Consider the following 24,299-nt stretch of genomic DNA (forward strand, 5'->3'; position numbering starts at 1 on the left):
CGGCTCGTTGCAGGTGTGGTATGCAGGCCCAACTTTATCGTCGCCCCCGTCCGTTCTCCCTGACATTGATGGCGGTGGGGGGCTCTTGGCTTTTGGGCTCCTGTCAGCTCAGGGCACCCCAGGTGCAGTTGCCCGGCGATGTTCTGCCGGAGACGGCGCTGGTTCCCCAATCGGCACTCCTAGTGTTGGCCTTTTCCACCAAACCAGAAGAGGCGCTGCGTACCCACCCTGACCTTTTGGCCCGTTGGGAGAGCTGGACGGCAGAAGCTTGGGCCAGCACCGGCCAGGAGTTCTCCCGCGAGGAGATCCAGACCTGGGCCGGGGATCAATTCACGCTGGCGGTGGTGATCCCCAACCTGGTGCCGGGGGCTGCGGAACCGATGCCTGGGATCCTCTTTGGAGCCAGCACCCGCAACGCCGATCTGTCCAGGCAATTCCTGGCCCAAGTGCGGCAACAGGCAGAGGCGGAAGGGGCCAACTTCGAGCAGCGCCAGGAGCAAGGGGTGACTCTCTACGTGCAAACCAATGGGGAGCCGGGCGAACGGTGGGTGACGGCCGAGTTTGGCAGCCGTTTCGTGGCCCTGGCCAACGATCCCAAGGTGATGGAGCAGGCAATTGCTGTCTATCGCGGCCAGGCGGAGCCCATTAGCCGCGCCGAAGGCTTCCGCACTGCCGTGGGCGATCTCTACCAGAAGCCGGGCACCTTGGCTTTTGCCTACTTCAACTTCCAGGCTTTGCAGGAGGATCCCGAGTCTTTCCGAGATTGGACGCGGGACTGGGATCCGGCAGAGCTGGGATCCCTGCAGCCGCTGCGCTCTTTGGCTATGGCTGCCCACTGGCGGGAGCAGGGCCTGCAGACGCGCCTACTCACCCAACTGGATCCCCAAACTCCCCTGCTGCGCAGGTGGCAGACTGCCCGGGGCGAGCTGATCCAGCGGCTGCCCGGCAGTGCCCTGGCGGTGATCACCACCCAGCAGGTTGCCCAACGCTGGCAGGCGGCTGTGGCGGAGCTGGAAGAGGATCCCCAGGCCAAAGAGTCCCTGGATGAACTGCGGGCCGAGTTCCGCACCAACACCCGCCTGGATCTGGATCGAGACCTGATGGCTTGGCTGGATGGGGAGATAGCCTTGCTGGTGGCGCCCGATGCCCAGGCCCACCCCCTCTTGCAAGGCATGGGGGCGGCTTTGATCATCGAGAGCAGCCAAAAAGACAAAGCCAACGCGGCCCTGGCCCAGTTGGATCGGCTGGCTCAGGAGTCGGGCGCGCGAGTAACGGAAGCCGATGGCCAGGTAACCTGGGCGGATCCCTTGTTTAACCGTCCGCTTCTAACCCGTGCCTGGGAAGGCAACTACCTGATGGTTACCACCAGCACGGCGGCGCTGCAAAGCCTTGCCCAGCGCCAGGGCCATCTGCTTCCTCAAACCGAGCCGCTGAAAACCCTCTACAACCAGTTGCCCAAGCCCAACTACGGCTACTTTTTGCTGAATTGGCGAGGCCTCCGCACGGTGCTAGAAGCCGCCTTGCCAGGTGGGCTGGCCAGCGTAGAGCCGGAAGCCCGCGAGCTGCTGACCCGCATCGATGGGGTGGGGATCACCAGCTACCCCGCCGGGGAGCATGCTTTTGGGCTGGAGCTGCTGGTTACCGTTCCGCCCAAGCCACAGCCGTAAGCCCCTTCTCCCCTCTCCCAGAGGGAGAGGGATCGGGGGTGAGGGCTACAACCGGATCAGGCCGTAGGTGAGGGCGTAGCGCACCAGCTCGGTGCGGCTGCTGGTGCCCGTCTTGTTGAGGAGGCGGGTGACGTATTTTTCCACGTTGCGCACGCTGGTTTGCAGTTGTTTGGCAATTTCTTTGTTCATCAGACCTTCTGCCACCTTCTCCAACACCTGCTGTTCCCGCGGCGTCAGCTCCACCTTAATCGGTGGGGGCAAAGGAGTTGGGGTGAGGGGCTGGGAGGGACTGGTTGGGGGGAGAGTTCGCTCCGACAGCAGGGCGCGAATCGAGGCCAGCTCGCGGGCCACCACTTCCGAGGGGCTAGCCGCGCGCGAGCGCTCGATGAGATTGGAGACAATGGCCACCAGCTCTTCCGGATCGAAGGGCTTGGGCAAGTAGGCATCGACGCCGGCCCGGTAGCCCTGGATGCGGTCGGCAGTCATGCCTTTGGCGGTGAGGAACACCACCGGCAGATGGCTGTAGGGCTCGAGTTTTCGCACTTGCGCCAAAAATTGGTAGCCGTCCATGCCCGGCATCATGATGTCGGAGATGATCAGTTGCGGTTGGGCCGTGCCGAGAAGCTGCAGAGCCTGCTGGGCGTTGGCAGCCGGGATCACCTCAAAGCCGCTGTCTTCTAGGTAGGCTTGCACTGCCTCCCGCAGACCTGGCTCGTCATCTACCAACAAGATGCGGGCCAAGGCAGGTTCGGGTTTGGCTTGAGCGGAGGGGGCCATTGGGCAGCTCCTGGATAGCTTTCAAGATTTTGGCTGGGAGAAACACCCTTGCTCACATTTTCAAGCTCTACTGGGCCGTGGGCAATCTGAGGCGAAAACAAGAGCCTTGGGGGGAGCTGTCCACGCGAAGGTCTCCTCCCATCTGGGTGGCCAAGTCGCGGCTAATGGCCAACCCCAGCCCCTGTCCTGGCTTAGAAAGATCCGCCCGAAAGAAAGGGTCAAAGATCCGCTCCAGGTTCTCGGGGTGGATGCCGGGGCCATTGTCACAGACGGCGATGGCTACTGACCGCTGCGAGTCAGGTGAGCAATCCTCAACCAACTCCACCTTCAGCCAAATCTGACCTGGGGGCGGGGTATATTTGCAGGCGTTGTCGATTAGGTTATCCAGCACCTGCCGCAGGGCGCGCGGATCGCCTTGTACAGGGGGCAGCGAAGGGGGCAGAACGGCCTGAAAGCGGTGTCCCTGGGTTTCCGCCAGGGCTTGATAAATAGGGATCCACTCCCGCAGCAGGTCAGGCAAGGAGAGGGACTGAAGTTGGAGAGGAGCCGGGATCCCGTCCAAACGCTCGAACTCCGCCAGCAGATCTTGCAGATGCTTGCACTCCTGTTCAATGCTCAGGCCAATCCAGTGGTTGCGATCTTCTGGGGGCAAGCGTTTTTGTAGTAACTTGGCCAACGTGCTCAGAGCGGTGAGAGGGTTGCGCATCTCGTGGAGCAAGGTGGAGAGCTGCTGCGCAGAGAGAGTTACCCCCTTGACTCTGGGATCCCCAGCTCCACAGGCAGGCTCTGGCTCTGGATGGTGTTCGGCAACTTTTCTGGCTCTCGGCATGGATCCAATCTCTAGACTCTCCCGGCGCTGGCAGATCGATCCTAGCCCCATCTCCCCTGCGATCCGCCATAAGGATATCGGGATGAGAGCGGGATCGGTGGCTCATAGCTGGCGGGGCAGGTAGATGTTGAGAATTTCCCCCCGGTGGGCGCGGTGGCGCACGGTGAGGTAGCCCCCCAAGGCGCGGAACAAGGTTTGGGTGACGGGAAGGCTGAGGCTCACTGCACCCGTATCCGGCTGCACGACCAACAACTGCCCAATGGCTTGGGGAGATTTGGGCTCTGAGTCGGCAGCGGCGTTGCTGGCCTCAGGTGTGTTGACCTGAAACTGGAGTTTGACCAGCTCGCCAGCGCTGACCAGCTGGGCGCGAATGTGGCTGCCGGCCGGTGTGCTGCGGGCAATGCGATCCACCATGCCGAACAGCACCGCTTCCAGCGCCTTGGGATCGCTGACCACATCCGGCAGCTCGTCGGGGATCTGCAGCTCCAGTTGGGATCCCCGTCGTTTCACCTGCTCCTGCCAGCGAGGTAGGTTTTGCCGCACCAAGTCCACCAACGCAATGGGCTCTAGCTGGAGCCGACGCCCTTCGCCGGGAGTGGCAGCGGGCATCACCGTTTCCGTGGCCTGGAAGAACAGCCCGAAGCGGTTGATCTGCTCGGTACATTCGCGATCGATTTTCTCTACGTATTCCCGTACCCGTGGCGGCAGGTCGCGCCGCTTCAGAATGAGACTGACCAAGGTGCGGATGGTGCTAAGGGGGGTCTGGATCTCGTGAATGAGAGCCCGCAACAGTTCTGCCTCCGAAAGGCTGCTCTGTTGACCAGAGGACTGGCTCTGGGGAGAGGAATCTGTGGGGGAAGGGGGAGAGGAAGCTGCCGAGAGCCGCCCCTTCTTGGTGTCTTCTGGCCGGGTTGGGGGCGCAGGGGAGTTCTCCACCTCAGCTCTGGCAGGGGGCAGGCAAGCGGGCGAGGAGCCCGATTCGGCCAAGTTCCCTAACAAAAGAAGGCTGCTGAAGCGGGCCAGCACCCGCACATGCGGCTGCATCAGTGGATAGTGGATGGCCAACTCTCGCCAAGCAGCAAGCTGATCCGGCCTGCCCTGTTGAACCCGCTGCTCCAGGCTTTGCCAAGCCCGATGCACCACCTCCGGCTCAAAAGACACCATCATGCCTCTTTGCCGCGTGTGGGGGTGATACCCTTGGGCGGCCACCGCCGAAAAAACAGGGGTGAGCACCAGCAAAAAAGGCTCCTCCACCAAGGGATCCCGCGGCAGGAGAGGGATCACCGTCTGGCCAGGGGTCAGGATCGACTCCGGCGACAGATCGGGGGTAAACAGCCAGGGGGCTTCGCGGGCCGGCTCTTGCAGCTTCAGGTTGGGTTCTGGGGCGTCGATGGGCAGCGGCAGCTGGGGCAGCGGATCCCGCACCACCCAGGGGGGCCACCAAGACACCGGCCCACCGATCACCACGCCAAACCGTCCCACCTCTTGCCATAGCTGGAGCAGGGCTGCCACCGTCTGCTGCCACGAGCGCTCCCCCGCCCCCGGCAACCATTCCGGCAAAGGCAGAGCAGCCCACAAGGCTTCCATCAAGGACAGAAATCGGCGGCTGTTCACGGATCCCTTTGTCCCACCCTTCCCCTGTAGGCTAGCGGTTGTGGTGCTCCCAGGACAGCGGAAAACCTCACCTGCTCCAGGGCGGATCCCCGCCTTGCTCACCCAATCCGTCCATCCGGCAGGGTTGCCCCGCGCAAATTGGCCCCGCTGAGGTTAGCCGTGCTTAGATCGGCTCGGGTCAGGATCGCGTCGCCGAGATCGGCGTTTTCCAGGTTGGTGCGCCCCAAGTAGGCGTCCACCAGGTTGGCATGCCTCAAATCGGCCCCGGCCAGATTGGCCCGACTGAGATCCGTCCGCGCCAGCTTGGCCGAGCGCAGGCAACTGGCGGAAAAATCGGCCCCGGCCAGATCTGCCTCACTCAAGTTGGCTTCTGTCAGATTCACCTGGCGCAGTATCGCCTCCTTCAAATTGGCCCGCATCATCTGCACTCCTTGCAGGTTTGCCCCTGTAAAGGCAGCCCCCCTCAGGTCGGTCTCGCTCAGGATGGCTCCCTGCAAACAGGCCTGCTGCAGATTGGCCCCTTGCAAGTTGGCCTTGAGCAGGCTGGCCTCTTTGAGATTGGCCCCGCTCAGGTCGGCCCGCGTCAAATCCGCTCCCGCCAGGTTGGCTCCGCTCAGGTCGGCGCGGCTGAGATTGGCGTTGCGCAACACCGCTCCCCGACGACTATCGAGTCGCAAGTTGGCCCCCCGCAGACAAGCCCCCCCCAAGTTGGCGCTGGTGAGGTTAGCCCAGCGCAGATCCGCATCCAGCAGATTGGCATCCAGCAGCAGGGCCAGGGTCAGGTTGGCCCCATGCAAATCTGCCCCCTGCAAAGTGGCGCCGTGCAACTGAGCATCTCTGAGATCCGCCTCGCTCAAGTCCGCCTGGCTGAGGTTGGCCCCACCGAGGTTAGCCCCAACAAGGTTGGCCTTCTGCAGCTTGGCCCGCCCCAAAAAAGCAAAAATCAAATTGGCACTGCGCAGGTTGGCTTGCGAGAGATCCACCCCGATTAAATCGGCCCGGCTTAGATCCAGGGCGGCTAGGTTTTCGCCCGCAAAGTTAGTGCGTCCTGCCCGGTAGAGGCGGAGCAGCTCCTTGGCATCCATAGATAGAGAGGGGGAGCTCAGATGAAGCAGTGAGGGGGGATCTAACTGGTGGCCATTCTAGAAGAAAATCACGACGTTTCCCTACCGCTCTGCGCCGCCCTCACCCCAGCCCCTCTCCCAGCCCTCACCCCCAGCCCCTCTCCCAAAGGGAGAGGGGAGTTAGAGCGGCGCGTTGGCGACAGCGTATGGAATTCGAAGGCGATGGCTATGAGTGCTAGACGGGATTCCCAAACAGGGGGGTTGGCTCTCAAACCAGTCCGAACAGACGGCGCTCTGCCTCTTCCATACGTTCCAACAGAGCAGCAAATTTCGTAGAGATCTCCTCCACTTCCTGCAAAAAGGCGCGCAACGCCTGGTACTTGAGAACCAAGGCTTCTTCCAGGCTACAGGTTGGGAACTGCTCATCCAACGCCTGGCCCAACTCGCTCAGGGCCTGTTCGATAGCCGCTTTAACCGAGCTGACGCTGCGCCGCACCAGACGCATCACCTCCTGCTCTAGCTGCGGCTTTTGCCGAGTTAGCTCGCTGCTGGCCAACACCTGTCTCAGGGAAGCATAGGGATCCACCAGCTCGCCAGGCACTTCCGGCAGAGCGTGTTCTCCACCGCCGCCGCGAAGGGGCTGCACCAGGCGCCACTCCGATTGCTCCAGCTTTTTCAAAATCCCCCTGAACATTGCGGCGGATCCCTCGACATCCCTCAAGAAGCCGCGCAGCACCTGGTGTTTGAGCGTCAGATATTGGGCGGGATCCTCATCCTGTAGTCCTTCGTCCAGAGCATTGCCCAACTCGCTCAGGGTGTTCTCGATGGCCACCATCAGGGATCCGGCGCTGCGATGGAGCAGTTGGCGGCAGGACTCTGGGATCGCCTGTCGGAGGTCAGAAGAGGGGTTGGGCGATGTTGCCAGAGCTGTAAGAGCCGGAGACCCTATAGAGGGATCCTCCCCATCCTCGACCCAAGTCATGGGGGCGCCAACAGCATCTTCTGTATCGAGCCAATCGAGAGCGACAGAGGCGGGCTCGGCAGCTAACCCTCCACTAGCGGCGGTTTCTGGGGGCACAGAAACGTAAAGAGGCTTCAGCATCTGCAGCACGGCATTGGCAGCTTGGCCATCCTGATCAGGCTCCTGCGACTGTTGCACCGCCTCCTTCAGCCGAGTTTCCAGCTCTTGGGGGGAATTGCAGGCCCTATAAAGGGCTGTGAGCAGCTCATCCAGGCTGTAGCGCCGTAGGGCCGCCAACCCCTGCAGAGTGGGCTCTACTTTGTGGTACAAAGCCGTGAACAGAACCAGCTTGACCCGCAAAGGGCTGGCTTGCCGCATCACCCCTGCCCGCAACTCGAAGGGATCGTAGTCTTGCTTTTGCAGTTGCAAACCCCCGTACTTCAAAGACAAGACAGGCGAGGGCTGAGCCCAAACCGATGGATCTGCTTGCGGCTGTTGATACAAAGGCTCCAGCTTGCTCAGCAGCATCTTGGCGATGCGGGCATACTCGGCTTTTTTGTTGATGCGGCTGATGGCATCTCGAAAGCGCTGGCCCAGAGCATCAAGGGTTGCGTGCTCACGGCAGAGCTGCTCCAGGAGTGCCTTCAGGTCTATTTGGCTCAACTTGCCGATATCGCCTTCCCAGGTGCTGGTGCAGGCAAAGTAAACCAGCTTTTTGACTCGGTCTGCGTACCCGCCCCGCTGCACTTCTTGCACGACAAGGCCCAGGGGATCCGAGACTACCATAGGGAGCTGCCAAGCAGGAGTATGCCGAATCTAAGCTTACGAGGGTCTTTGCGGTTTTTGAACAGGGCTGGGTATCTTGCTGGGCAGAATAGCATATCCTTCCCAGGCAGAACCCACCTGTGTTTGCCCAGGGATCCCCCCTGGAGTTTAGCGGCCTATTTTTTGCAGGGCTTTTTCCACCCGCACCACATGGCGGTTCAATCCCAGGTTTTCCGCCGGGATCCCCAGGGCCAGGCCCACCAATTGCGGCACATGCAGGATCGGGATCCCCAGCTTGCGCCCGATCACCTGCTCCACCTCCGGCTGGCGCGAGTCCAAATTGAGGTGACACAGGGGACAAGGAGTCACCAAACAATCGGCTCCCGCCTCGATTGCTTCGAGGAGGTGCCGGCCTGCCATCGAGAAAGACTGCTGCGGGGCATAGCTGGAAAGGGGCCAACCGCAACACTGGGTGCGCCCGCGATACCAAACAGGGGTGGCCCCCAAATGCTCGAAGAGATCTTCCAGCAAACGGGGATCCCGCGCCACGTCAAAGCGGGAGATATCGTAGGCCCGCAACAGATAACACCCGTAGAAGGCGGCGCAGCGCAGCCCCCACAGAGGCCGTTTCACCTGTCGGGCCAATCGCTCCAGGCCGTAGTCATGAACCAGCACCCACAGCAAATGGCGCACATCGCCGGTGCCTTCGTAGCAGCTCTCACAGCTTCCTTGCTGGCACAGGGTTTGCACCCGGTGAAAGTACTCAGGATCCGCGGTTTTCGCAGCTTTCAACTTTTCATTCACGCGGCCCAACACCCCCTGGCAAGTGCTGCAGTGGGTGAGCATCGGCAACCCCAATGCCTCTGCCAAAGCCAGGTTGCGGGCATTCACCGTATCTTCCAGCAGCTCCGATTCTTCCTTGAAGGTGCCGGAACCACAGCAGGAAGCTGCCTCCAGCTCCACCAGTTCGATGCCCAAATGCCGCGCGATCCGGTTGGTAGAGTCGTACAGCTCGCGACAAGCCCCCTGGGCCACACAGCCGGGGTAGTAGGCGTAGCGCCAGGATGAAGGGAGGGCCGCAGTCATGAGAAGAAGCGAAAGAGCACTGGGTTTGCGATTGAGATGGGGGCTCTGGTGAACAGAGGCTAGCGCCTATTCCCCTTCAGGGGGCGCTGCTGTCTTGGCATCCCAAGCAGCCTCTGCCCCGTAAGAGTCGATATCAATGGCCTGGGAGCCCCCCATAGCCAACAGGGCCAGTAGGGATCCCAACTGCCACCACACCAAGCCTGCCGTACTCAGCACCAGGATTCCACCCACCCAACTGGCCAGAGTCAGAGACAGGCCAAAGACGTTCAAACACGCCACCACAAAACCAAGGGTAAACAAACAGCAGAGACCGTAGGTGAGGATCACCCCAGGAGTCCGGTAGCGAATTGTTGCCTGGCTATCTCGGTTGAGCTGCCAAAGGGCTACCTGGTATTCCAGCTTATCTTTGAAAATGATGCCGAAGATAAGAGCAAAAAAGCTAAGCAGGGCAATGGCGGAGTAAATGGGGGGATTAACAAAAGAACTGGAGAAGTTGCCGCCAGCGTAAAGGGGTTCCATGGGCCTCACCTCGGTTCGGGATCCAGGCTTTTAGCTTAACATTTCTTAGTACTAAAGATATCTAGGCTGCAACGAAGATTTGCCAAGGCGGTTCGGATGGCACTAGAGTAGCGTCAAGTCTTGCCAGCCCGTCGTCTTTTGCAAGTGTCTTGGGTGAGGTCATCATGCCGCTTATCCCACAGGGGTTGCTTCCCCATGGTCGTCTCCTCTGGGCAGGGATCCCGTTGGTTGGTGCTTTGGCTTTGGGGGCCTGCTGGAGCAACCGCATAGGTGCCGAGTTGCCCACATCGGCTCAGAATCCTTTTCCCCCCATCCCCACCCCACCACCGCCCCTGCCTTCCCCCAGTGGGACTCCGGGCCTTCCCCCCTGGTGGCCCCGCGCACAATCGCCGGGGTGGAAAGATTCTCCCTATGCGGGGGTCTTGTCCGGCTTTTTGCAGGGATTGGCGGCCCAAGGGGGAGCGCTCTCACAACAGGGGATCCTGCTGTGGACGCCGCAGGGGGAGCTGTTGGCGGAGCACCTGCTGGATCGGCCTTTGCCGGTGGGGGCCTTGGATCAGTTGGCCATCAGCTTGATGGCTCTGGAGACTTGGGGCTACGAGCATCGCTTTGAAACCCGGTTCTACACCACAGGCCATCGGTCAGGCCACCGCCTGACGGGAGATTTGATCCTCGTGGGCAGCGGGGATCCCTATTTCACAGAGGCAAATGTGGCCGAGCTGGCCCGTCACTTACACAGCCTTGGGATTCGCCAGATCGACGGGGATGTGAAGGTGGTGCCCCCCTTCCGTTTGCTGGGCCAGCCCGATCCTGTAGCCGGCGCCCGGCGTCTGGCAGAGCTTCTCAGCGGTACCCAACAGCCCCATCCGGTTGCCATTGGCGGCTCTGTGTCGCTCCTGAGGGATTGGCCTGCAGATGCCCATTGCCTGGCCGTCTACACCTCGCTGCGCCTGGGATCCCTGCTGCAACTCCTCAACGGCAGCAACGACCGGGCCATGGCAGAAGCCCTGTTGGCGGAGCTGGGGGGCAAAACGGCCCTGCTGGAGTACCTGCGGCAGCGATTGGTGGCTCAGCCCATTGCCCGCCTGGATCCCCAAATGGCCCCTGCTGAGCAAGACATCCGCCTTGGAGAAGGAGGGCAAGCACTGTACCTCTCCCCTCGCGCCCTAGCTCATCTCTGGGAACACCTGCTGGATCTCACAGATGGGGATCCGACTCGGATCCTGCCCAGAGCAGGCATCGGCCACAGCACCCTGAGGGCGCGCACCTTGCCCCCAGGTACGACTGCCCAGGTGGGATCCGCTGCGGAGCGGCTGATGCTGATGGGGCAGTTGCCCAATGGCCACAACTTCATCTTGCTCAACCACAGTCCCGATCTGGGCGTTTTGCGCCGGCAACAGGATCAGTTCTTGCAGCAGGTGCTGGCCGTTGGGGAGCCTCTCCGCTGAACTGTGCCCCGCCCTCACCCCCAGCCCCTCTCCCAGAGGGAGAGGGGGGCAGCGTTCAGGACTGAAAAAGGCGGGAATAGAGCTGCTGGTGGGCTTGGCAATCGCGCTCGTTGAGGGGGGCGAAGCTGCTCAGGGCAGGCCAATTGAGAGCAGGATCCCGCCGGACAACCGGCAGGATCTCCTGCTGCACCACGGTCTCAATCGGCTCATACAATTGGGCCAGCAGACTTTGCCCCTCGCTATGCCCCAAAGGCACCAAGCGCACCGCCGCCGAGACCCACCCGGTGAGGGAGGCAAACAAAAAGGCCCGTAGGGTATCTTCCAGCCCAATGCCTGCCTGAGCACAGATCCAGCCGAAGGCCAAGGGATGATGCCACGGCTCCCCCACTGCTTGGGGGACGGAGATTCCCCAGGTGCGTTCTGCCAGTTGAGTCAAACGCTTCCCCAGATCCAAGCTGGCTTGCCGCGGCTCCGCCGCCCAACGGGTGGCTTGCAATTGCCGCTGCAGCTTCTCTACTCCCGACGGGGATCCCGCTTGCGCCAAACGGTGGGCCAGGGCACAGGCTCTGCCCTCAATGGGGGCCAAGCTCATGTGCAAAACCCCCAGCAGATACTGCTGCACCCCGACCCGATCCCGAAGTTGACCCGCCTGAACCGCCGTTTCCAAACCCCACGAGTGGCAATAACCACCAATCGGCAGGGCAGAATCGGTAAGCTGCAGCAAAAGATAGAAAGCGTTGCTCGATCCCCGCGAAGCAAGTTGGGAGAAAGGTTCGCCGCGCATCTTCACGAAGCTTTAGCGGGGGCGGATCAGGCCGTAGCCGCCGTGGTTGCGGACGTAGATGACGTTGATCTCGCCGTTTTCGATATTGCGGAAAACATAGAAGTCGTGATCCACCAGCTCCAACTGGTGCAGCGCTTCTTGAACTGACATGGGAGGCATGGCGAAGTATTTGGTGCGCACCACCTCAGCCGGCAACTCCGGCTGCCGTTCGGTATTAAGCGGATCGGTAACAGGCTGCTGGGACACCGCCCAAGAGGTTTTGGGGGCGTGGCGGGTGCGGTGCACGCCATTGCGTTCTTTGTATTTGCGCAGCTTGCGGGCCAGCTTGTCGGCCACACGATCGATGCTGGCATAGAGATTTTCGCTGCTTTCTTCCGCCCGGATAACGGTGCCATTGGCGTAGACGGTCACTTCGGCAGATTGGCTGGCACTGATACGGGGGTTGCGGGCTACCGATAGATTGACATCAACCTCACTGGTGATCTGGGCAAAATGGCTGACAGCACGCTCAATTTTTTCTTGAACGTAGCTGCGGATGGCGTCGGTAATCTCGACGTTCTTCCCTTGGATCACAAGCTTAGTCATGGAGACTCTCCCAGTTGTATCGGTTTACGCCTAAAGTTAGCGCCTTACCCTCGCAAAGGATCCCTAGAAAACAGCCCCCACCTCAGGCATGATCGCGGCCCGGCAACTTGCGAAAAGGGGCCATGCAAGCGGCACTAACCTCTTGGGTTAAGTCTAAGTTAACACCTCCCCTCGGGTTCCCGACCAGGAGTTAAGAATAAATTTAGGCTGTCTTAACTCTTGATGGCTCGCACACCAGTGCGATTGCTCGGGCAAAGAGGGATCCCTAGAATTCAGAACCCTAAGTTAAGTTAGGTGGAGAAGGTATGAAGCAAAGGGCTGGAGAGAGCAATCTTGCCGGCGAAACTTGAAATACTTTCTTTTGCTAACACTTGAATTCGACTCTGCGGATCGGAGAGGTGAAGGATAGATGGGTAAAACTCTCCCAACAACGCTCGCTATTGTCAATACCTAAAAGAGGGAGCCGAGTTGTTCAAGGAAACTCCCATGCAGTCGAGAAAAGCAGCGGCTGCTGAACCGGCACCTTCCCCCAGTCCGAATATCCCTCTATTCTTCCCGTCAATATCCCTCTATTGGGTCATTATACAACCTGGTGTGGGCCGCAGCGGCAGGGGACGCTTTGTCTGGCCGGGGCAGAAACTGACAGAGAAGATGAAGAAGTGCTAACTGAAATTAAGGTTTTTATCAAGATAGAGTTTCTGTGAAGCCATCGTTCCCAGAAGTAGCAGGTCTGAGAAGCTGTTTTTGGCCTCTGGGTTGGTGGCCGGTTCTGCTAGGGTTAAGGCCGGTTTGTGGGCAAGAAGTGGGGTGAACTCGGTGGGCAAAGGGATCCCGTTGCAGGCGGCGGCGCTGTTGGACAGAGCAGAAGCGGCTCTGCAGGAGCGGTTTCAGGCGATGGACCAGGTTCTCAGGGAGAACCTGGCGCGGGTGTTGCGGGCCTTCCACGACCAGCAGGTGGGATCCCACCACTTTGCCGGCGTATCGGGCTACGGCCACGACGACCGGGGGCGAGAGGTGTTGGATCGGGTGTTTGCCCAGATCATGGGCTGTGAGGCGGCGCTGGTGCGGCTGCAGATGGTCTCCGGCACCCATGCCATTGCCTGTGCTTTGTTCGGGGTGCTGCGCCCGGGGGATGAGCTGTTGGCCATCACCGGCCCCCCCTACGACACTCTGGAGGAGGTGATCGGCCTGCGGGGATCGGGGCGGGGATCCCTGCGGGAGTTCGGCGTTACCTATCGCCAGTTGGATCTGCGGAAGGGCGATGTCGATTGGCAGGCCCTGAAAACCGCTCTCAGACCGCAAACCCGCCTGGTGCACATCCAGCGCTCCTGTGGCTACAGTTGGCGGCCCAGCTTCTCCATTGCCCAGATTGCCGAGATGATCCAGATCGTCAAAGCACAAAACCCGGAGGTGGTGGTCTTGGTGGACAATTGCTATGGCGAGTTTGTGGAAACCCAAGAGCCAACCCATGTGGGCGCCGATCTGATCGCCGGATCCCTGATCAAAAATCCAGGCGGCACCCTCGTCCCAGCGGGGGGCTATGTGGCGGGGCGGGCCGAGCTGGTGGAGCAGGCTGCCTGCCGGCTGACGGCGCCGGGGATCGGCTCGGAAGGCGGGGCCACCTTCGATCTCAACCGGCTCCTGTTTCAAGGGTTGTTTTTGGCCCCGCAGATGGTGGCCGAAGCGGTCAAGATTGCCCACCTGGCCGCCCAGGTGTTTCACGATCTGGGCTACCCGGTCTCGCCTCTGCCACAAGCGCCCCGCACCGACATCATTCAGGCCATTCAACTGGGATCCCCGCAGAAGTTGCAGGCTTTCTGCCGCGCCATTCAAAGTAGCTCACCGGTGGATTCCTACCTCACCCCGATCCCAGAAGTGATGCCCGGCTATGCCGATCCGGTGGTGATGGCGGCAGGCACTTTTGTTGCGGGCAGCAGTGCTGAGCTCTCTGCCGACGGGCCGATGCGGGATCCCTACACCGTCTATTTGCAGGGGGGAACCCATCTTGGCCACGGGCGGCTGGCCCTGGAAGCCGTCTTACAAGCTTGGGATTCCCTGTGAAGTTACCCACCCGCCCCGGCAAACCAATGGATAAAATTGAGGCGTGGTTTTGGCTCATAGGGGCGGGGAGTCTTGTCGATGTTGAGCTTGTGTCGTTCTTTCGCACTTCCCCGCCGCTGGGGATCCTGTTTGGCCCTGAGTCTGGTGGCGCTGGGGCTGTCCAGCAGTTGTCGGTGGTTGGATCTGCTGCAAGAGAGGAGCGCGCAGGTGGGATCCTCCCTTGCTTCTTCTCCCCTGTGGAGAGATGGCCGAACCCTGGCGGGAACCCTCAGCCCTGAAGATCTGAGCAACCCTCAGGATGGCAGCTTTTGGGATGAGATTTCGATTACATCTCAGCCGGGGCAGATCCTGATTGCGGCCCTGGAGAGCGAAGATTTCGATGCTTACCTGGAGCTGGTGGATGGCCAAGGATGGGTGATCGGCTTTGACGATGACTCCGGCCCAGATATAAATGCCTTGTTGGCGGTGCGTCTGCCAGAGGGCGGCACCTACACCCTGCGAGCCACCAGCTTTGAGCCAGAATCCACCGGCAACTACCGGCTGACCTATGTCCTCACCCAGATCGATTGGCAGCAAACTCCATCAGGCCGTCTGCAGGAGGGATCCCTGCAGCACCCCGAGGATGGCAGTTGGATGGACGAATATCCCATTGCCGCTCGCGCCGGCCAGATCCTGATCGCCTCCCTAACCAGCGCCGACTTCGATGCTTTTTTGCAACTGTTGGATCCCAGCGGAGAAGTCGTGGCTTGGGATGACGACCAAGGCGGCGGAACCGATGCTCTGATGATTGCCTTTCTGCCCCGCACCGGCACCTATACCCTGCGGGCCAACACCTATGGGCCAGGAGAAAAAGGGGCTTATGAGCTGCAGTACACCTTACGCTAGCACCCAGGCTCGTCAAGGTTCTTCCTCTTCTGGTGAAGGAGAGCGGGCAGCCTTTACCTTAAGGCCGATAGGGTGATGACCAGATTTTGACGGGAATCGTTGTTTTTTCTATAGTTATGCTAAGTAGCGGTGAAAACCTTGCGAATTTTGCGCTCCCCTCTCCCGCTCCAAAGGGGAGGCTACTCATCTATGGCGGTGCAGGGCGCTGCGGAGATGTTTTAGACCGGCTTGAAATGGCTATGGCTAAGGTTAGCAACCTCTGGTTTTCTTCAAGCTTTCTGAACAAGGATGGTCGGCACTTACTGAGGTTTATGGGAAAGCATGACATCTTATCCTAAGTTGTGACGGAGCTGAAATATTGCTCTCACAGGTGAGGTCTTTTTTCTAGAATCAGGTCAATGGCCTAGACCATTCTTTTGCAGCTAGCCCCTATCCCCACAAAATGGATGCCATGACTCCTGAAATGGTACGCCAGTTTTGGTCTTTGGTCAGCGAGATTGGCAGGCCAGATTGGCTCACAAAACGCGATGACGACTTGGTGAATCTGCTTCTGAGCGCCTGCCAGAGAAAACATGTCCTCAGCAGTGTCGATGCCTCGGTGCTCAATCGCTACATCAGCATTCGCTTGCCCTTGATTCGCGATATCCTCGTTGAGTGAACGACTCCCGGCACTCATCTTCGTTGAGTAAACACAATTCACAAATACAGTGCGGGGCTTCCCGCCGATTAAGCTAAACCGAGAGAGGACAAGGCTTTCCCAATCATGCTGACCGCGCAAATCACCTTGCTGGTCTATGGAGCACTGCTTCTAGTGGGCGGAGTAATTGGCTACGTGAAAGGCAAAAGCTCTAAGTCTTTCATCGCGGGACTGGTTGGGGCTGTACTCAGTGGAGTGAGCCACTGGCTGCTGGGGGTGGATCCCCGCTGGGGGCTGGGCCTAGGCTTGGGGACAACGGTGTTGGGATCTGTCGTCTTCGCCCTGCGCTATCGCAAAACCCGAAAGGTTATGCCCGCCGGCTTGATGGTGATCCTGAGTTTGGGAGCGGCTGTCCTCCTGGGATTGAGCCTTGCATCGGCCTAGGCGACTTCTGGTCACGCTGCTGGGTCAGAGTCGATTAAACATTCGATGTGGTCGATCTTCAGCTCTCGCCCCGAGCGAATCTCTTCCATCGGGGATCCACAGTGGGGGCAAGCGTAGCGACGGCCCATTTCTGGCTTGTACTCTTGGCCACAGGGATGGCAATAAGCAATCAGCGGTGTTTCCCGGATGATTAACTGGGATCCCTGCAGGAAAGTGCCCTGGGTTTGGGCAGCATAGGCAAATTGCAGGCTGGCCGGCTCCACGCAGGTAAACTGTCCCACCACCAGATGCACCCGGGCGATCTGGGGCTGCCCGGGCTGACTTTGCCACCAGTCGCGCAGCGTTTGGATCAAGGCGCGCGTCATGTCGGTTTCATGCATCCCCTACCTCCAGTCGCCGACCATTTCCGGTGTCGCCTCCGGGTGGATGTAGGCGGGCTTTTCCCGGCGCGGCAGTTGTCCGGATACCACCAAGTGGGCCAGCGTATCGCAAATCACTCGGGTGGCCATCAGGGCTGTGATGTCGCTGATATCGTAAGGGGGAGAAACTTCCACCACTTCTAGGCCACAGACGGGTGCTTCCCGGACAATGCGCTTGAGCAAGTAAAGGGCCTCCCGCGGCAGCAGCCCACCGGGTTCCGGCCAGCCGGTACCCGGCACAAAGCCGGCATCGATGCAGTCGATATCGAAGCTGATGTACACGCAATCGGTGCCGTCTAGGGCTTTTTCGAGGGCAAAATCGGCGGCTGCATCCAAGCCCATTTCGGTGATATCGGTAACGGTAAGGATATGAGTGGCCCGCTCCCGGCAGACCTTCACCCCTTGCCGGGGCACTTGCCAGCCGCCAATGCCCAGTTGCACGAGGTTGTGGGCAGGCGCATTGCGGATATTTGTGGCATGAAACCAAGGACAGGTGTGCATGCGCTCATCCAAGTCGGTTTCTTGGGTGTCCACGTGGCGGTCGAAGTGGATGATGCCCATTTTTTTGTCCCCCAGGTGCCGACAGATGCCGCGCACTGTGGGAAAGCCAATCGAGTGATCTCCGCCCAGGATAACGGGAAAAGCCCCAGACCCGAAAATATGAGCTACCCCTTTGGAGATTTGGTCGAAGGATTTTTCGTTGTTGGCCGGGATCGTAAAAATATCCCCGACATCGCAGAGGGTGATCTGCTCCCGCAAATCGACGCCAAACTCAAAGTTATAGGGTGTGTATAAAGCGGAAATGCGCCGGATCCCCTGCGGGCCAAAGCGGGTGCCGGGCCGATAGGTGGTGCCGGAATCGTGGGGTACGCCCACCACCGCCACATCGTATTCCCCAACCTTGCGCACATCCTCCAGGTATGGAGCCTTGAGAAAGGTATTGATGCCGGCATAGTGGGGCAATTCGCCCCGGGAAAAGGTGGGGATCGAGCGATCGCCGATACTGGCTGCCGCTTCTAGGCCAAACTCTAAGCCGCGACTCACCTCTTGCTGCCAGCCGGAGAGAGAAAGCCCCGCCTCCTTGGCCAGAGCGGCCTGGGCTTCGCTGGAAAAGTCGTTATTCGCGTTCGATTCGGTGGTCATAATGGGATCCCTCCTTTAGGTGGTGTATTCGGCGTTGATGCGCACGTAATCGTAGCTGAGATCGCAGCCCCAGGCCATGCCCTGGCCGGATCCCTGGTGGAGATCCACCGTGAAGGTTACCGGATCCCCCTTCAAGTACTCAGAAGCCGCCTGGCGATCAAAATTCAGGGGCATGCCCGCCTGCATAAGCAGAAAATCTCCCAAGCGAATCTCCAAGCAGCGGCTGTCAAAAGGGATCCCGGCCCGACCGGCGGCGGCGGCCACCCGTCCCCAGTTGGGGTCGTTGCCAAAGGCTGCCGCCTTTACCAAGGGAGAGCTGGCGATCACACGGGCCATCTGCCGAGCCGACCTGTCGTCGGGGGCGCCTTGGACGCGGATTTCCAGCAGCTTGGTCGCCCCCTCCCCGTCGCGGGCAATGGCCTTGGCCAGATGGACGCAAACTTGGTTGACCATCTCCGCCAAAGTTTGGGCGGCTGCTGTGCCGGCTTGAATAGCCGGGATCCCGCTCCGGCCATTGGCCAGGGCCAGGAGCATATCGTTGGTGCTGGTATCCCCATCCACGGTGATTTGGTTAAAGCTGAGGTCGGCAGCTTGCTGGAGGATCTGCTGCCACAGATGGGGATCTACAGCCGCGTCGCAGGTCAAGAAAGCCAGCATCGTGGCCAAGTTGGGATGGATCATGCCGGATCCCTTGGCAATGCCCCCCAGCCGGACGGTGTACCCGTCGATCTCAGCCTCTAGGGCAACGCTTTTGGTCACCAGGTCGGTGGTGAGGATGGCACGGGCAGCACTCTCCCCTCCTGCTGGCGAGAGGCTGTCGATCAGGCGGGGCAGGGCTGCCTCAATTTTGGCCATTTCCAATTGCCGCCCGATCACCCCCGTCGAGGCCGTGAGCACCTGTTGGGCCGGGATCCCCAACCGTTCTCCCACCCAGAGGGCCAGTTGGGCGTTGTTGCGTTCCCCTTCTTCTCCGGTACAGGCGTTGGCTTGGCCGGCATTGCAGAGAATAGCCTGCACCGGCTGCCCTTGGGCGAGGATCCCTTGGTTGTAGGTAACACAAGCGGCCTTGACCTGGTTGGTGGTAAAAACACCCGCCCCCACCGCCTCGCAGTCAGCAACGATCAAGGCCAGATCCGCAGCTCCTGAGGGCTTGAGGCCAGCGGCCACTCCAGCAGCTCGAAACCCTTGTGGGGCAGTGACGGCACCTTCAACCGGTTTAAATTGGGATCCCATGCGTTCCTCGGCCAGGTGAGGGTCGGCAATATCATAGCGGCTTGCGGCTCGGGTTTGGGTTCAGGGCAAGTTTTGCCTGAGAAACCTTCTGAAAACCCGTCCTGAGGGCAAAAGTTGTAGTTCTACTAACCAAGCAGAGGCGGCAGAGAGGGTTATTTTTAAAGTATGGGGTGTGCCTGTGTAACCTTCTCTCCTCTTTGCTGGATTTGCAAGGTACCCTCTTGTCCCCTCCCCTAGGAACTGCAAGCCATGCCTGCCCCTGTCATTACCCTTAGCCATGTCAGCAAGGCCTATGCCAATGGCACGGTGGCTTTGCAAGACATGAACATGACCATCCAAGAGGAGCAGTTTGTCAGCTTGGTGGGGCCATCTGGCTGTGGGAAAAGCACGGTGCTGCGGCTGATCGCAGGGCTGGGTGACCTAACCACCGGCTCTATCGAATGGGGGCAAAACACCTCCCAAGGAGAGCCCAAATTGGCCTTTGTGTTTCAGGAGCCGGCCCTCATGCCCTGGGCAACGGTGATGGACAACGTGCGCCTGCCCCTGAAGTTGGCCGGTGAGCCCAAGCCAAAAGCCGATCGAGATGTTCTGGAAGCTCTAGAACTGGTGGGCCTACGGGGGTTTGAGCGCCATTTTCCCCGCGAGCTGTCCGGCGGTATGCGCATGCGGGTTTCCATTGCTCGCGCCTTGGTAACCAAGCCGCAGGTGTTGCTGATGGACGAGCCTTTTGGTGCTTTGGACGAGATCACCCGCAGCAAGCTAAACAGCGAGCTGCTGGAGTTGTGGCAAGAAAAGCACTGGACGGTCATCTTTGTTACTCACAACATCTATGAGGCTGTCTATCTTTCCAACCGCGTGGTGGTGATGGCGGCTCGTCCGGGCCGGGTGGTAGCCGATATTCCCATCGATGCCCCCTATCCCCGCTCGGAAGAGTTTCGCACCTCAACCCTTTACAACGACTACTGCCGTGAAGTGTCGGCTCGTCTCCAGGAAGCCATGTATGGCGCGGCTCAGGAGCCTTATCTGCGTCCCCTCTCGGCCGGACGTTCGCGCTGACGGGATCCCTTCCTTGACGGTGTTCCCTGTTGTGTAGAGCCCCCTTCCTCATCAACCTCAGGATATGTTCGATGCTTTCCTCTCCCTTTTCAGTTGGCTGTATCGCCGGCTGGGATCCCTTGGCGCGGCGGAGCGCTTGTCTCTGCCTTGGCCGGATTGGGCTCCGCCCAGGCTGACCGGAGCGGTTAGAGAACAACTCAGGTTCCAACCCACGGCTGCCGCTGCTGGGCCGAGTGCTGCGCCGGCAAAGGGGTTGGATCTGGGCCGCTGGTTCAATCTGGAGGTGATGGCCCCCGTTATTGTCGGGATCCTCTTTTTGGTGGGCTGGGAAGTGGCGGTGCGGGTGACAGGAATGCCCCACTATCTCTTGCCGGGGCCGATTTTGGTGGCGCAAACCCTTATCCGCGACTGGGGAACGCTTTTTCCTTCTCTGTTGATTACTCTGCAGATCACGGTGGTGGCCTTTTTGGCCGCCACCGTATCCGGGCTTGTGCTGGCGATTGTGTTCACCCAGAGCAAGTGGATCGAGCGCAGCTTTTTCCCCTATGCGGTGCTTTTGCAAACAACGCCCATTGTCTCCATCGCGCCGCTGATCATCATTTGGCTGCGCAACAACACCTTTGCCGCGATGGTGGTCTGCGCGTGGATTGTGGCTTTTTTCCCGATTCTTTCCAACACCACTCTGGGGTTGAACAGCGCCGATCACAACCTGCTCAACCTGTTTCAACTGTACAAGGCCAATCGTTGGCAAACCTTGATCTACCTGCGGCTGCCCAGCGCCATGCCCTATTTCATGGGGGGCCTGCGCATCAGCGGCGGCCTTTCTTTGATTGGGGCGGTGGTGGCGGAGTTCGTGGCTGGTACCGGTGGGCAGCGAGCTGGGATCGCCTACCAGATCTTGATCTCCAGCTTCAACCTGCAGGTGCCGCGCATGTTTGCAGCCTTGATCTTGGTTACCGGCTTGGGGATCCTGATCTTCATTTCCCTAGGCGCCTTATCGGAGAGGGTATTGGGCAAGTGGCACGAGAGCGCCATGCGCCGAGAGAATTGAACTGTGACATACTCCTGCTGGCGCCTAGAGTGCAGGCTTTGCCAATAGTGACTCCTGCCATCGCAACCGGCTCCGCGCCGCTGCCGCTGTGGGTTGCTATCGAAGGGGGATGAACTCGGTGCGGCCAATGATTTGTTGGCCTTGATCCGAGAGGGCATAGTTGATGAAATCGGCCACCGCAGGGCTGGTTCTCTGAGGTGCCACCAAAAACACGTTGCGGGCCAGAGGATAGCGGCCACTTTGGATAGCCTCGCGGGTGGGCATCTGGCCGTCGATGGGCACCATCCTCACCGTTTGCTGGTTCTGCACCTGATCCACGGTGCTGTAGGTGATGCCGTCTTCTCCCAAAGCCCGCAGGAGAGGGGTGGTGACATCTTCGGTGGCGGTGGTGAAGTAGGGCGGGTTGTCGGGAGCAAAGGGCAGCCCCAGCAACACCAGCTCTTGGAAGACAGTGTAGGTGCCGCTCTGGGGGGCGCGGTTGAGAACGCGAATTGGGCGATCCGGGCCGCCCACCTGACTCCAGTTGGTGATCCGACCCTGGAAGATATCGGCCAATTGCTGCAGCGTCAGGCCGCCTTTGTAGGGGTTGTTCACCCCCACCGCCACCGCCAGGGCATCTTTGGCCACCGGGATCGCCTGCAAACCGGCCTGCACTTCGCTGGCATTGAGGGGGCGGGAGCTGGCGGCCATCTGGATGCGCCCTTCCATCAGGGCCTTGAGGCCGGCATTGGAGCCGTTGGGTTTGCCATCCGGGATCCCGTAGGTGAGGGGAATGCCGGGGTTGCGCTGGCTGTAGCCTGACTTCAAGGCCAAGACAAGGCGAACCATGGTGACGCTGCCATCCATCTGCAGCACCGCCGGGTTGGGCAGGGAAGTGTCCAGCTTAACCGGGCCGGCAGGCAGATTGGGGGCTTGCGCCTGGGGAAGGTTGGGTGCCGTCGGTGCCTGTGGCTGGGCAGCCGGAATCTGGCTGGGGACAGAAGGCACGTTCCCTCGATTCAGGAAAGAGTCAAGCAGGCCGGAGCGATAGGCATACCAGCCGCCTCCCCCCAGTATCGCCAGCAAAAGAATGTAAACAATCGGAGGCGGGCCAGAGCTTTGTGCGGTCATGGGATCCCCCCAGAGAAATTCGCAGTCCAGACATTATGAGACCTTCCCCCTCCGTTGTATCAATTGCCTGGGGAGATTGGGTAAGCGTCAGGTTAAGGGGCATCCCGTCCCACCTCGCGCAGCTCGATCACATCCGCGCGGGGATCCGCCTGCACGACTTCCAGTTCAATCCAAGCTGCTAGAGGAACCTGGCGTTCTAGGCGTACCGGCACCCGAAAAGCGATCTCATCCAGCAGGGCCAGCACCAGGTTTTCTTGCTCGCGCAGATAGCCCAAGACCAAGGCCCGCCAAATCTGCCCCGGTCGCTGGCGCAGGTACTCAATGCTCCAGTAGCGCTTGGACTTGCGCTCCACTTGAACCGCTTCTGCAGTGCCCGGCTCAATGGCCAGCAACAACTGCTGCACCTCGGCTTCGGTCAAGGGCAAGGGATCCCCGCGCAAGAAAGCCTTGATCTGGTAGTGGGCCACCAGATCCAGGTAGCGGCGAATGGGGGAAGTTACTTGACAGTAGGCATCGAGACCCAGCCCCGTATGTCGCCCCGGTTGGGTAGCCACCTCTGCCCGCGATAGACAGCGCATGATGGCAAAAGATCTCACCGGCCCCTGGGGATACAGATCCAAAACCTCCGGCGGGGGGAGCTCAGGGGCCGGCTGCAGGCGATAGGGCACCGGGATCCCGTTTTGGCAAGCAAAGCGAGCAGCCACCTCACCGGCCAGCACCATCATCTCCGCCACCATCTGCCGCGCCGGCGTATCCTCAATAACACGCAGGTGGGGGATCTCGTCCATGACCTTGATATCTTGCTCCGGCAGGCCGATCTGGATGGCCCCTTGAGCCAGGCGCCAGGCGTAGCGCCAGCGAGCGGCCCGGGCAATGGCCGTCAGTTGTGCCTCTGCCCCCAACTCCAGCATCTCGTCGGCATCGTCATAGGTGAGGCGGTAGTTGACCTTGATTTGGCTAAGGCAGATCTCGTAGTTGCGCACGACACCGTCGCATCCCAGCCGGATGCCGAAGCTGAGGGCAGGCCGCACCTCCCCCTGCACCAAGCTCATCAGGCCGGTGGACAGCTCCGGTGGAAACATCGGGATCACCCGCTCGGGCAAATAGACGCTGGTGCCCCGCCGGCGGGCCTCCAGATCCAAAGGATCCCCCCACTGTACCCAGCAACTGGGATCGGCAATGTGGATCCAGAGCTTGATCTCCTCATCCGACCAAAACTCGACGCTGAGGGCATCGTCGATATCGCGGGTGCTGGCGTCGTCGATGGTGTAGGTGTGGAGATGGGTGAGATCGCGGCGCAGATGGGGATCCAGGAAGGGAGGAGGGCCGCCCAGCAAAGTTTGGGTGTAGCGCTCCACCTCCTTGGGAAATTGGGTGGGGATCCCGGTGAGGCGCAGAGCCAGGTTCTCGTGGCGGCTCCACAGGCCCAGGGCCACCAGGGCGTCAAAGGCTCCTTGGGGAGTGTCGGGAAATCCCGTCAGTTGCAGCAGTTGCGAGGCCCGTTCCCGATCCGAGGGGGTGAGGTTGTGGGAGAGATCCTCGTGGCTGCGAATGCTGGCCGCCGCTCCCTGCAGAGCTAGGCGCTCCAGCAGCTCCAGACGGGCTCGCTCCGCTGGGGTCCAAGTGTACTTTTGCCCAGGCTGGGCCACCGCTGCCCTCAGGCGGGCCTCAAACTCGGCCTGTTCCTGCTGCCGCTGCTGGGTAACGGCAATTTGATGGCGGATTTCCTTCACCTGCGCCGGGGTACGCGGCTCGTAGCCTTCCCCCTTTGCCTTAAAGTAGATGAAATCCTCACTCAAAAGGCGGTAAGCAGCATAAGTAGAGACCGGGGAATCGTCGGAAAACAACAACTGGGCCATCTCCGACAGGCTCAGGAGCCGGCGCTCCTCCTGAACCAATTCCCAGGCCAAAGCTAAGCTTTCGGGATCCAACTTCGCCTGCACCGCCTGCCAAAAGCCGGGAATGTCGGAAGCCGTGAAACTGGATCCCCCATTCAAGGCAAAGGTAATTTGGCGAGGGTGAACGCTGTGCACCTGCCCCGAAGCCACGCCCAGCAGTAGGTTCTTTTTGCCCTCGGTGCCCTGAACCACGGCCAACACACGGTCGTTATTGTGGCGAAACTCCACCAGCGTGCCCTTTTCCACCCTCTCTCCCCATGTCG

22 protein-coding genes are annotated in these 24,299 nt (G+C 60.3%); 8 read left to right on the forward strand and 14 right to left on the reverse strand.

What is annotated here, in order from left to right; all coding sequences use genetic code 11:
- The first annotated feature begins 20 nt into the window (after positions 1–20).
- Entirely contained in the window at positions 21–1,667 is a 1,647-nt protein-coding gene (locus tag NW858_RS03630) for a DUF3352 domain-containing protein (protein WP_414519830.1), read from the forward strand.
- 45 nt (positions 1,668–1,712) lie between these two features.
- Here NW858_RS03630 and NW858_RS03635 read toward each other — a convergent pair whose 3' ends face one another.
- The 7 genes from NW858_RS03635 to NW858_RS03665 all read right to left on the reverse strand — a co-directional run bounded on the left by NW858_RS03635 (position 1,713) and on the right by NW858_RS03665 (position 9,282).
- Positions 1,713–2,444: a response regulator gene (locus tag NW858_RS03635; RefSeq protein ID WP_414336233.1), complete on the reverse strand. Its 732-nt coding sequence runs from the start codon at positions 2,442–2,444 to the stop codon at positions 1,713–1,715.
- A 67-nt stretch (positions 2,445–2,511) separates the two neighbouring features.
- Entirely contained in the window at positions 2,512–3,273 is a 762-nt protein-coding gene (locus NW858_RS03640) for a sensor histidine kinase (protein ID WP_414349328.1), read from the reverse strand.
- Positions 3,274–3,375: 102 nt separating this feature from the next.
- Complete coding sequence (locus NW858_RS03645) at positions 3,376–4,887, reverse strand: sensor histidine kinase (protein ID WP_414336157.1); 1,512 nt, start codon at positions 4,885–4,887, stop codon at positions 3,376–3,378.
- Between the two features lie 98 nt (positions 4,888–4,985).
- Positions 4,986–5,972 carry a pentapeptide repeat-containing protein gene (locus NW858_RS03650; RefSeq protein ID WP_414519832.1) on the reverse strand — a complete coding sequence of 329 codons (987 nt, stop codon included), beginning with the start codon at positions 5,970–5,972 and terminating at the stop codon, positions 4,986–4,988.
- Between the two features lie 247 nt (positions 5,973–6,219).
- On the reverse strand, positions 6,220–7,698 hold the full coding sequence (locus tag NW858_RS03655; RefSeq protein WP_414519834.1) for a hypothetical protein: 1,479 nt from the start codon (positions 7,696–7,698) through the stop codon (positions 6,220–6,222).
- Positions 7,699–7,845: 147 nt separating this feature from the next.
- Positions 7,846–8,763 carry a CoB--CoM heterodisulfide reductase iron-sulfur subunit B family protein gene (locus NW858_RS03660; protein WP_414347329.1) on the reverse strand — a complete coding sequence of 306 codons (918 nt, stop codon included), beginning with the start codon at positions 8,761–8,763 and terminating at the stop codon, positions 7,846–7,848.
- Between the two features lie 66 nt (positions 8,764–8,829).
- On the reverse strand, positions 8,830–9,282 hold the full coding sequence (locus NW858_RS03665) for a hypothetical protein (protein WP_414335488.1): 453 nt from the start codon (positions 9,280–9,282) through the stop codon (positions 8,830–8,832).
- A gap of 164 nt (positions 9,283–9,446) precedes the next feature.
- Here NW858_RS03665 and NW858_RS03670 point away from each other — a divergent pair, with 164 nt between their 5' ends.
- Positions 9,447–10,730, forward strand: a complete 1,284-nt coding sequence (locus NW858_RS03670; protein ID WP_414347332.1) for a D-alanyl-D-alanine carboxypeptidase — start codon at positions 9,447–9,449, stop codon at positions 10,728–10,730.
- Positions 10,731–10,785: 55 nt separating this feature from the next.
- On the opposite strand, the gene NW858_RS03675 is transcribed toward NW858_RS03670, so the two are convergent.
- Positions 10,786–11,514, reverse strand: coding sequence for an urease accessory protein UreF (locus tag NW858_RS03675; protein WP_414335491.1), 729 nt, complete (start codon positions 11,512–11,514; stop codon positions 10,786–10,788).
- 12 nt (positions 11,515–11,526) lie between these two features.
- Complete coding sequence (gene hpf, locus NW858_RS03680; RefSeq protein WP_414335493.1) at positions 11,527–12,099, reverse strand: ribosome hibernation-promoting factor, HPF/YfiA family; 573 nt, start codon at positions 12,097–12,099, stop codon at positions 11,527–11,529.
- Between the two features lie 834 nt (positions 12,100–12,933).
- Here hpf and NW858_RS03685 point away from each other — a divergent pair.
- The 4 genes from NW858_RS03685 (at position 12,934) to NW858_RS03700 (ending at position 16,126) form a co-directional block, all read left to right on the forward strand.
- Positions 12,934–14,160, forward strand: coding sequence for an aminotransferase class I/II-fold pyridoxal phosphate-dependent enzyme (locus NW858_RS03685; RefSeq protein ID WP_414335499.1), 1,227 nt, complete (start codon positions 12,934–12,936; stop codon positions 14,158–14,160).
- A 78-nt stretch (positions 14,161–14,238) separates the two neighbouring features.
- The gene (locus tag NW858_RS03690; protein WP_414519837.1) at positions 14,239–15,045 is read left to right on the forward strand and encodes a PPC domain-containing protein; all 807 of its coding nucleotides are present in this window, start codon (positions 14,239–14,241) and stop codon (positions 15,043–15,045) included.
- Positions 15,046–15,496: 451 nt separating this feature from the next.
- Complete coding sequence (locus NW858_RS03695; protein ID WP_414335497.1) at positions 15,497–15,703, forward strand: hypothetical protein; 207 nt, start codon at positions 15,497–15,499, stop codon at positions 15,701–15,703.
- A gap of 105 nt (positions 15,704–15,808) precedes the next feature.
- Positions 15,809–16,126, forward strand: a complete 318-nt coding sequence (locus NW858_RS03700) for a TMEM14 family protein (RefSeq protein ID WP_414347896.1) — start codon at positions 15,809–15,811, stop codon at positions 16,124–16,126.
- Positions 16,127–16,137: 11 nt separating this feature from the next.
- On the opposite strand, the gene hypA is transcribed toward NW858_RS03700, so the two are convergent.
- The 3 genes from hypA to argJ are packed head-to-tail and all read right to left on the reverse strand — an operon-like array spanning position 16,138 to position 18,921.
- Positions 16,138–16,506: a hydrogenase maturation nickel metallochaperone HypA gene (gene hypA, locus NW858_RS03705; RefSeq protein ID WP_414347894.1), complete on the reverse strand. Its 369-nt coding sequence runs from the start codon at positions 16,504–16,506 to the stop codon at positions 16,138–16,140.
- Positions 16,507–16,509: 3 nt separating this feature from the next.
- Complete coding sequence (speB, locus tag NW858_RS03710; protein WP_414347891.1) at positions 16,510–17,688, reverse strand: agmatinase; 1,179 nt, start codon at positions 17,686–17,688, stop codon at positions 16,510–16,512.
- Positions 17,689–17,703: 15 nt separating this feature from the next.
- The gene (gene argJ / locus NW858_RS03715; protein ID WP_414347946.1) at positions 17,704–18,921 is read right to left on the reverse strand and encodes a bifunctional glutamate N-acetyltransferase/amino-acid acetyltransferase ArgJ; all 1,218 of its coding nucleotides are present in this window, start codon (positions 18,919–18,921) and stop codon (positions 17,704–17,706) included.
- Between the two features lie 249 nt (positions 18,922–19,170).
- On the opposite strand from argJ, the gene NW858_RS03720 reads away from it, so the two are divergent.
- Both NW858_RS03720 and NW858_RS03725 read left to right on the forward strand, forming a co-directional pair.
- Positions 19,171–19,977: an ABC transporter ATP-binding protein gene (locus NW858_RS03720; protein WP_414333849.1), complete on the forward strand. Its 807-nt coding sequence runs from the start codon at positions 19,171–19,173 to the stop codon at positions 19,975–19,977.
- A 64-nt stretch (positions 19,978–20,041) separates the two neighbouring features.
- Positions 20,042–21,028, forward strand: coding sequence for an ABC transporter permease (locus NW858_RS03725; RefSeq protein ID WP_414519840.1), 987 nt, complete (start codon positions 20,042–20,044; stop codon positions 21,026–21,028).
- Between the two features lie 96 nt (positions 21,029–21,124).
- On the opposite strand, the gene NW858_RS03730 is transcribed toward NW858_RS03725, so the two are convergent.
- Together NW858_RS03730 and NW858_RS03735 are read right to left on the reverse strand one after the other, a co-directional pair.
- Positions 21,125–22,138 (reverse strand): phosphate ABC transporter substrate-binding protein, encoded by a 1,014-nt coding sequence (locus tag NW858_RS03730; RefSeq protein ID WP_414333846.1) that lies wholly within the window; start codon positions 22,136–22,138, stop codon positions 21,125–21,127.
- A 92-nt stretch (positions 22,139–22,230) separates the two neighbouring features.
- Positions 22,231–24,282 (reverse strand): ribonuclease catalytic domain-containing protein, encoded by a 2,052-nt coding sequence (locus NW858_RS03735; protein WP_414519842.1) that lies wholly within the window; start codon positions 24,280–24,282, stop codon positions 22,231–22,233.
- Between the last annotated feature and the right edge of the window lie 17 nt (positions 24,283–24,299).

The sequence above is a fragment of the Synechococcus sp. H55.10 genome (assembly GCF_047502715.1).
In the GTDB taxonomy this organism is placed as follows: Bacteria; Cyanobacteriota; Cyanobacteriia; order Thermostichales; family Thermostichaceae; genus Thermostichus.

Bases quoted from the DNA above. Each gene is read 5' to 3' on its own strand.
- NW858_RS03630 (WP_414519830.1), top strand. From the start codon at position 21: ATGCAGGCCCAACTTTATCGTCGCCCCCGTCCGTTCTCCCTGACATTG.
- NW858_RS03635 (WP_414336233.1), bottom strand. From the start codon at position 2,444: ATGGCCCCCTCCGCTCAAGCCAAACCCGAACCTGCCTTGGCCCGCATC.
- NW858_RS03640 (WP_414349328.1), bottom strand. From the start codon at position 3,273: ATGCCGAGAGCCAGAAAAGTTGCCGAACACCATCCAGAGCCAGAGCCT.
- NW858_RS03650 (WP_414519832.1), bottom strand. From the start codon at position 5,972: ATGGATGCCAAGGAGCTGCTCCGCCTCTACCGGGCAGGACGCACTAAC.
- NW858_RS03655 (WP_414519834.1), bottom strand. From the start codon at position 7,698: ATGGTAGTCTCGGATCCCCTGGGCCTTGTCGTGCAAGAAGTGCAGCGG.
- NW858_RS03660 (WP_414347329.1), bottom strand. From the start codon at position 8,763: ATGACTGCGGCCCTCCCTTCATCCTGGCGCTACGCCTACTACCCCGGC.
- NW858_RS03665 (WP_414335488.1), bottom strand. From the start codon at position 9,282: ATGGAACCCCTTTACGCTGGCGGCAACTTCTCCAGTTCTTTTGTTAAT.
- NW858_RS03670 (WP_414347332.1), top strand. From the start codon at position 9,447: ATGCCGCTTATCCCACAGGGGTTGCTTCCCCATGGTCGTCTCCTCTGG.
- NW858_RS03675 (WP_414335491.1), bottom strand. From the start codon at position 11,514: ATGCGCGGCGAACCTTTCTCCCAACTTGCTTCGCGGGGATCGAGCAAC.
- hpf (WP_414335493.1), bottom strand. From the start codon at position 12,099: ATGACTAAGCTTGTGATCCAAGGGAAGAACGTCGAGATTACCGACGCC.
- NW858_RS03690 (WP_414519837.1), top strand. From the start codon at position 14,239: ATGTTGAGCTTGTGTCGTTCTTTCGCACTTCCCCGCCGCTGGGGATCC.
- NW858_RS03695 (WP_414335497.1), top strand. From the start codon at position 15,497: ATGACTCCTGAAATGGTACGCCAGTTTTGGTCTTTGGTCAGCGAGATT.
- NW858_RS03700 (WP_414347896.1), top strand. From the start codon at position 15,809: ATGCTGACCGCGCAAATCACCTTGCTGGTCTATGGAGCACTGCTTCTA.
- hypA (WP_414347894.1), bottom strand. From the start codon at position 16,506: ATGCATGAAACCGACATGACGCGCGCCTTGATCCAAACGCTGCGCGAC.
- speB (WP_414347891.1), bottom strand. From the start codon at position 17,688: ATGACCACCGAATCGAACGCGAATAACGACTTTTCCAGCGAAGCCCAG.
- argJ (WP_414347946.1), bottom strand. From the start codon at position 18,921: ATGGGATCCCAATTTAAACCGGTTGAAGGTGCCGTCACTGCCCCACAA.
- NW858_RS03720 (WP_414333849.1), top strand. From the start codon at position 19,171: ATGCCTGCCCCTGTCATTACCCTTAGCCATGTCAGCAAGGCCTATGCC.
- NW858_RS03725 (WP_414519840.1), top strand. From the start codon at position 20,042: ATGTTCGATGCTTTCCTCTCCCTTTTCAGTTGGCTGTATCGCCGGCTG.
- NW858_RS03730 (WP_414333846.1), bottom strand. From the start codon at position 22,138: ATGACCGCACAAAGCTCTGGCCCGCCTCCGATTGTTTACATTCTTTTG.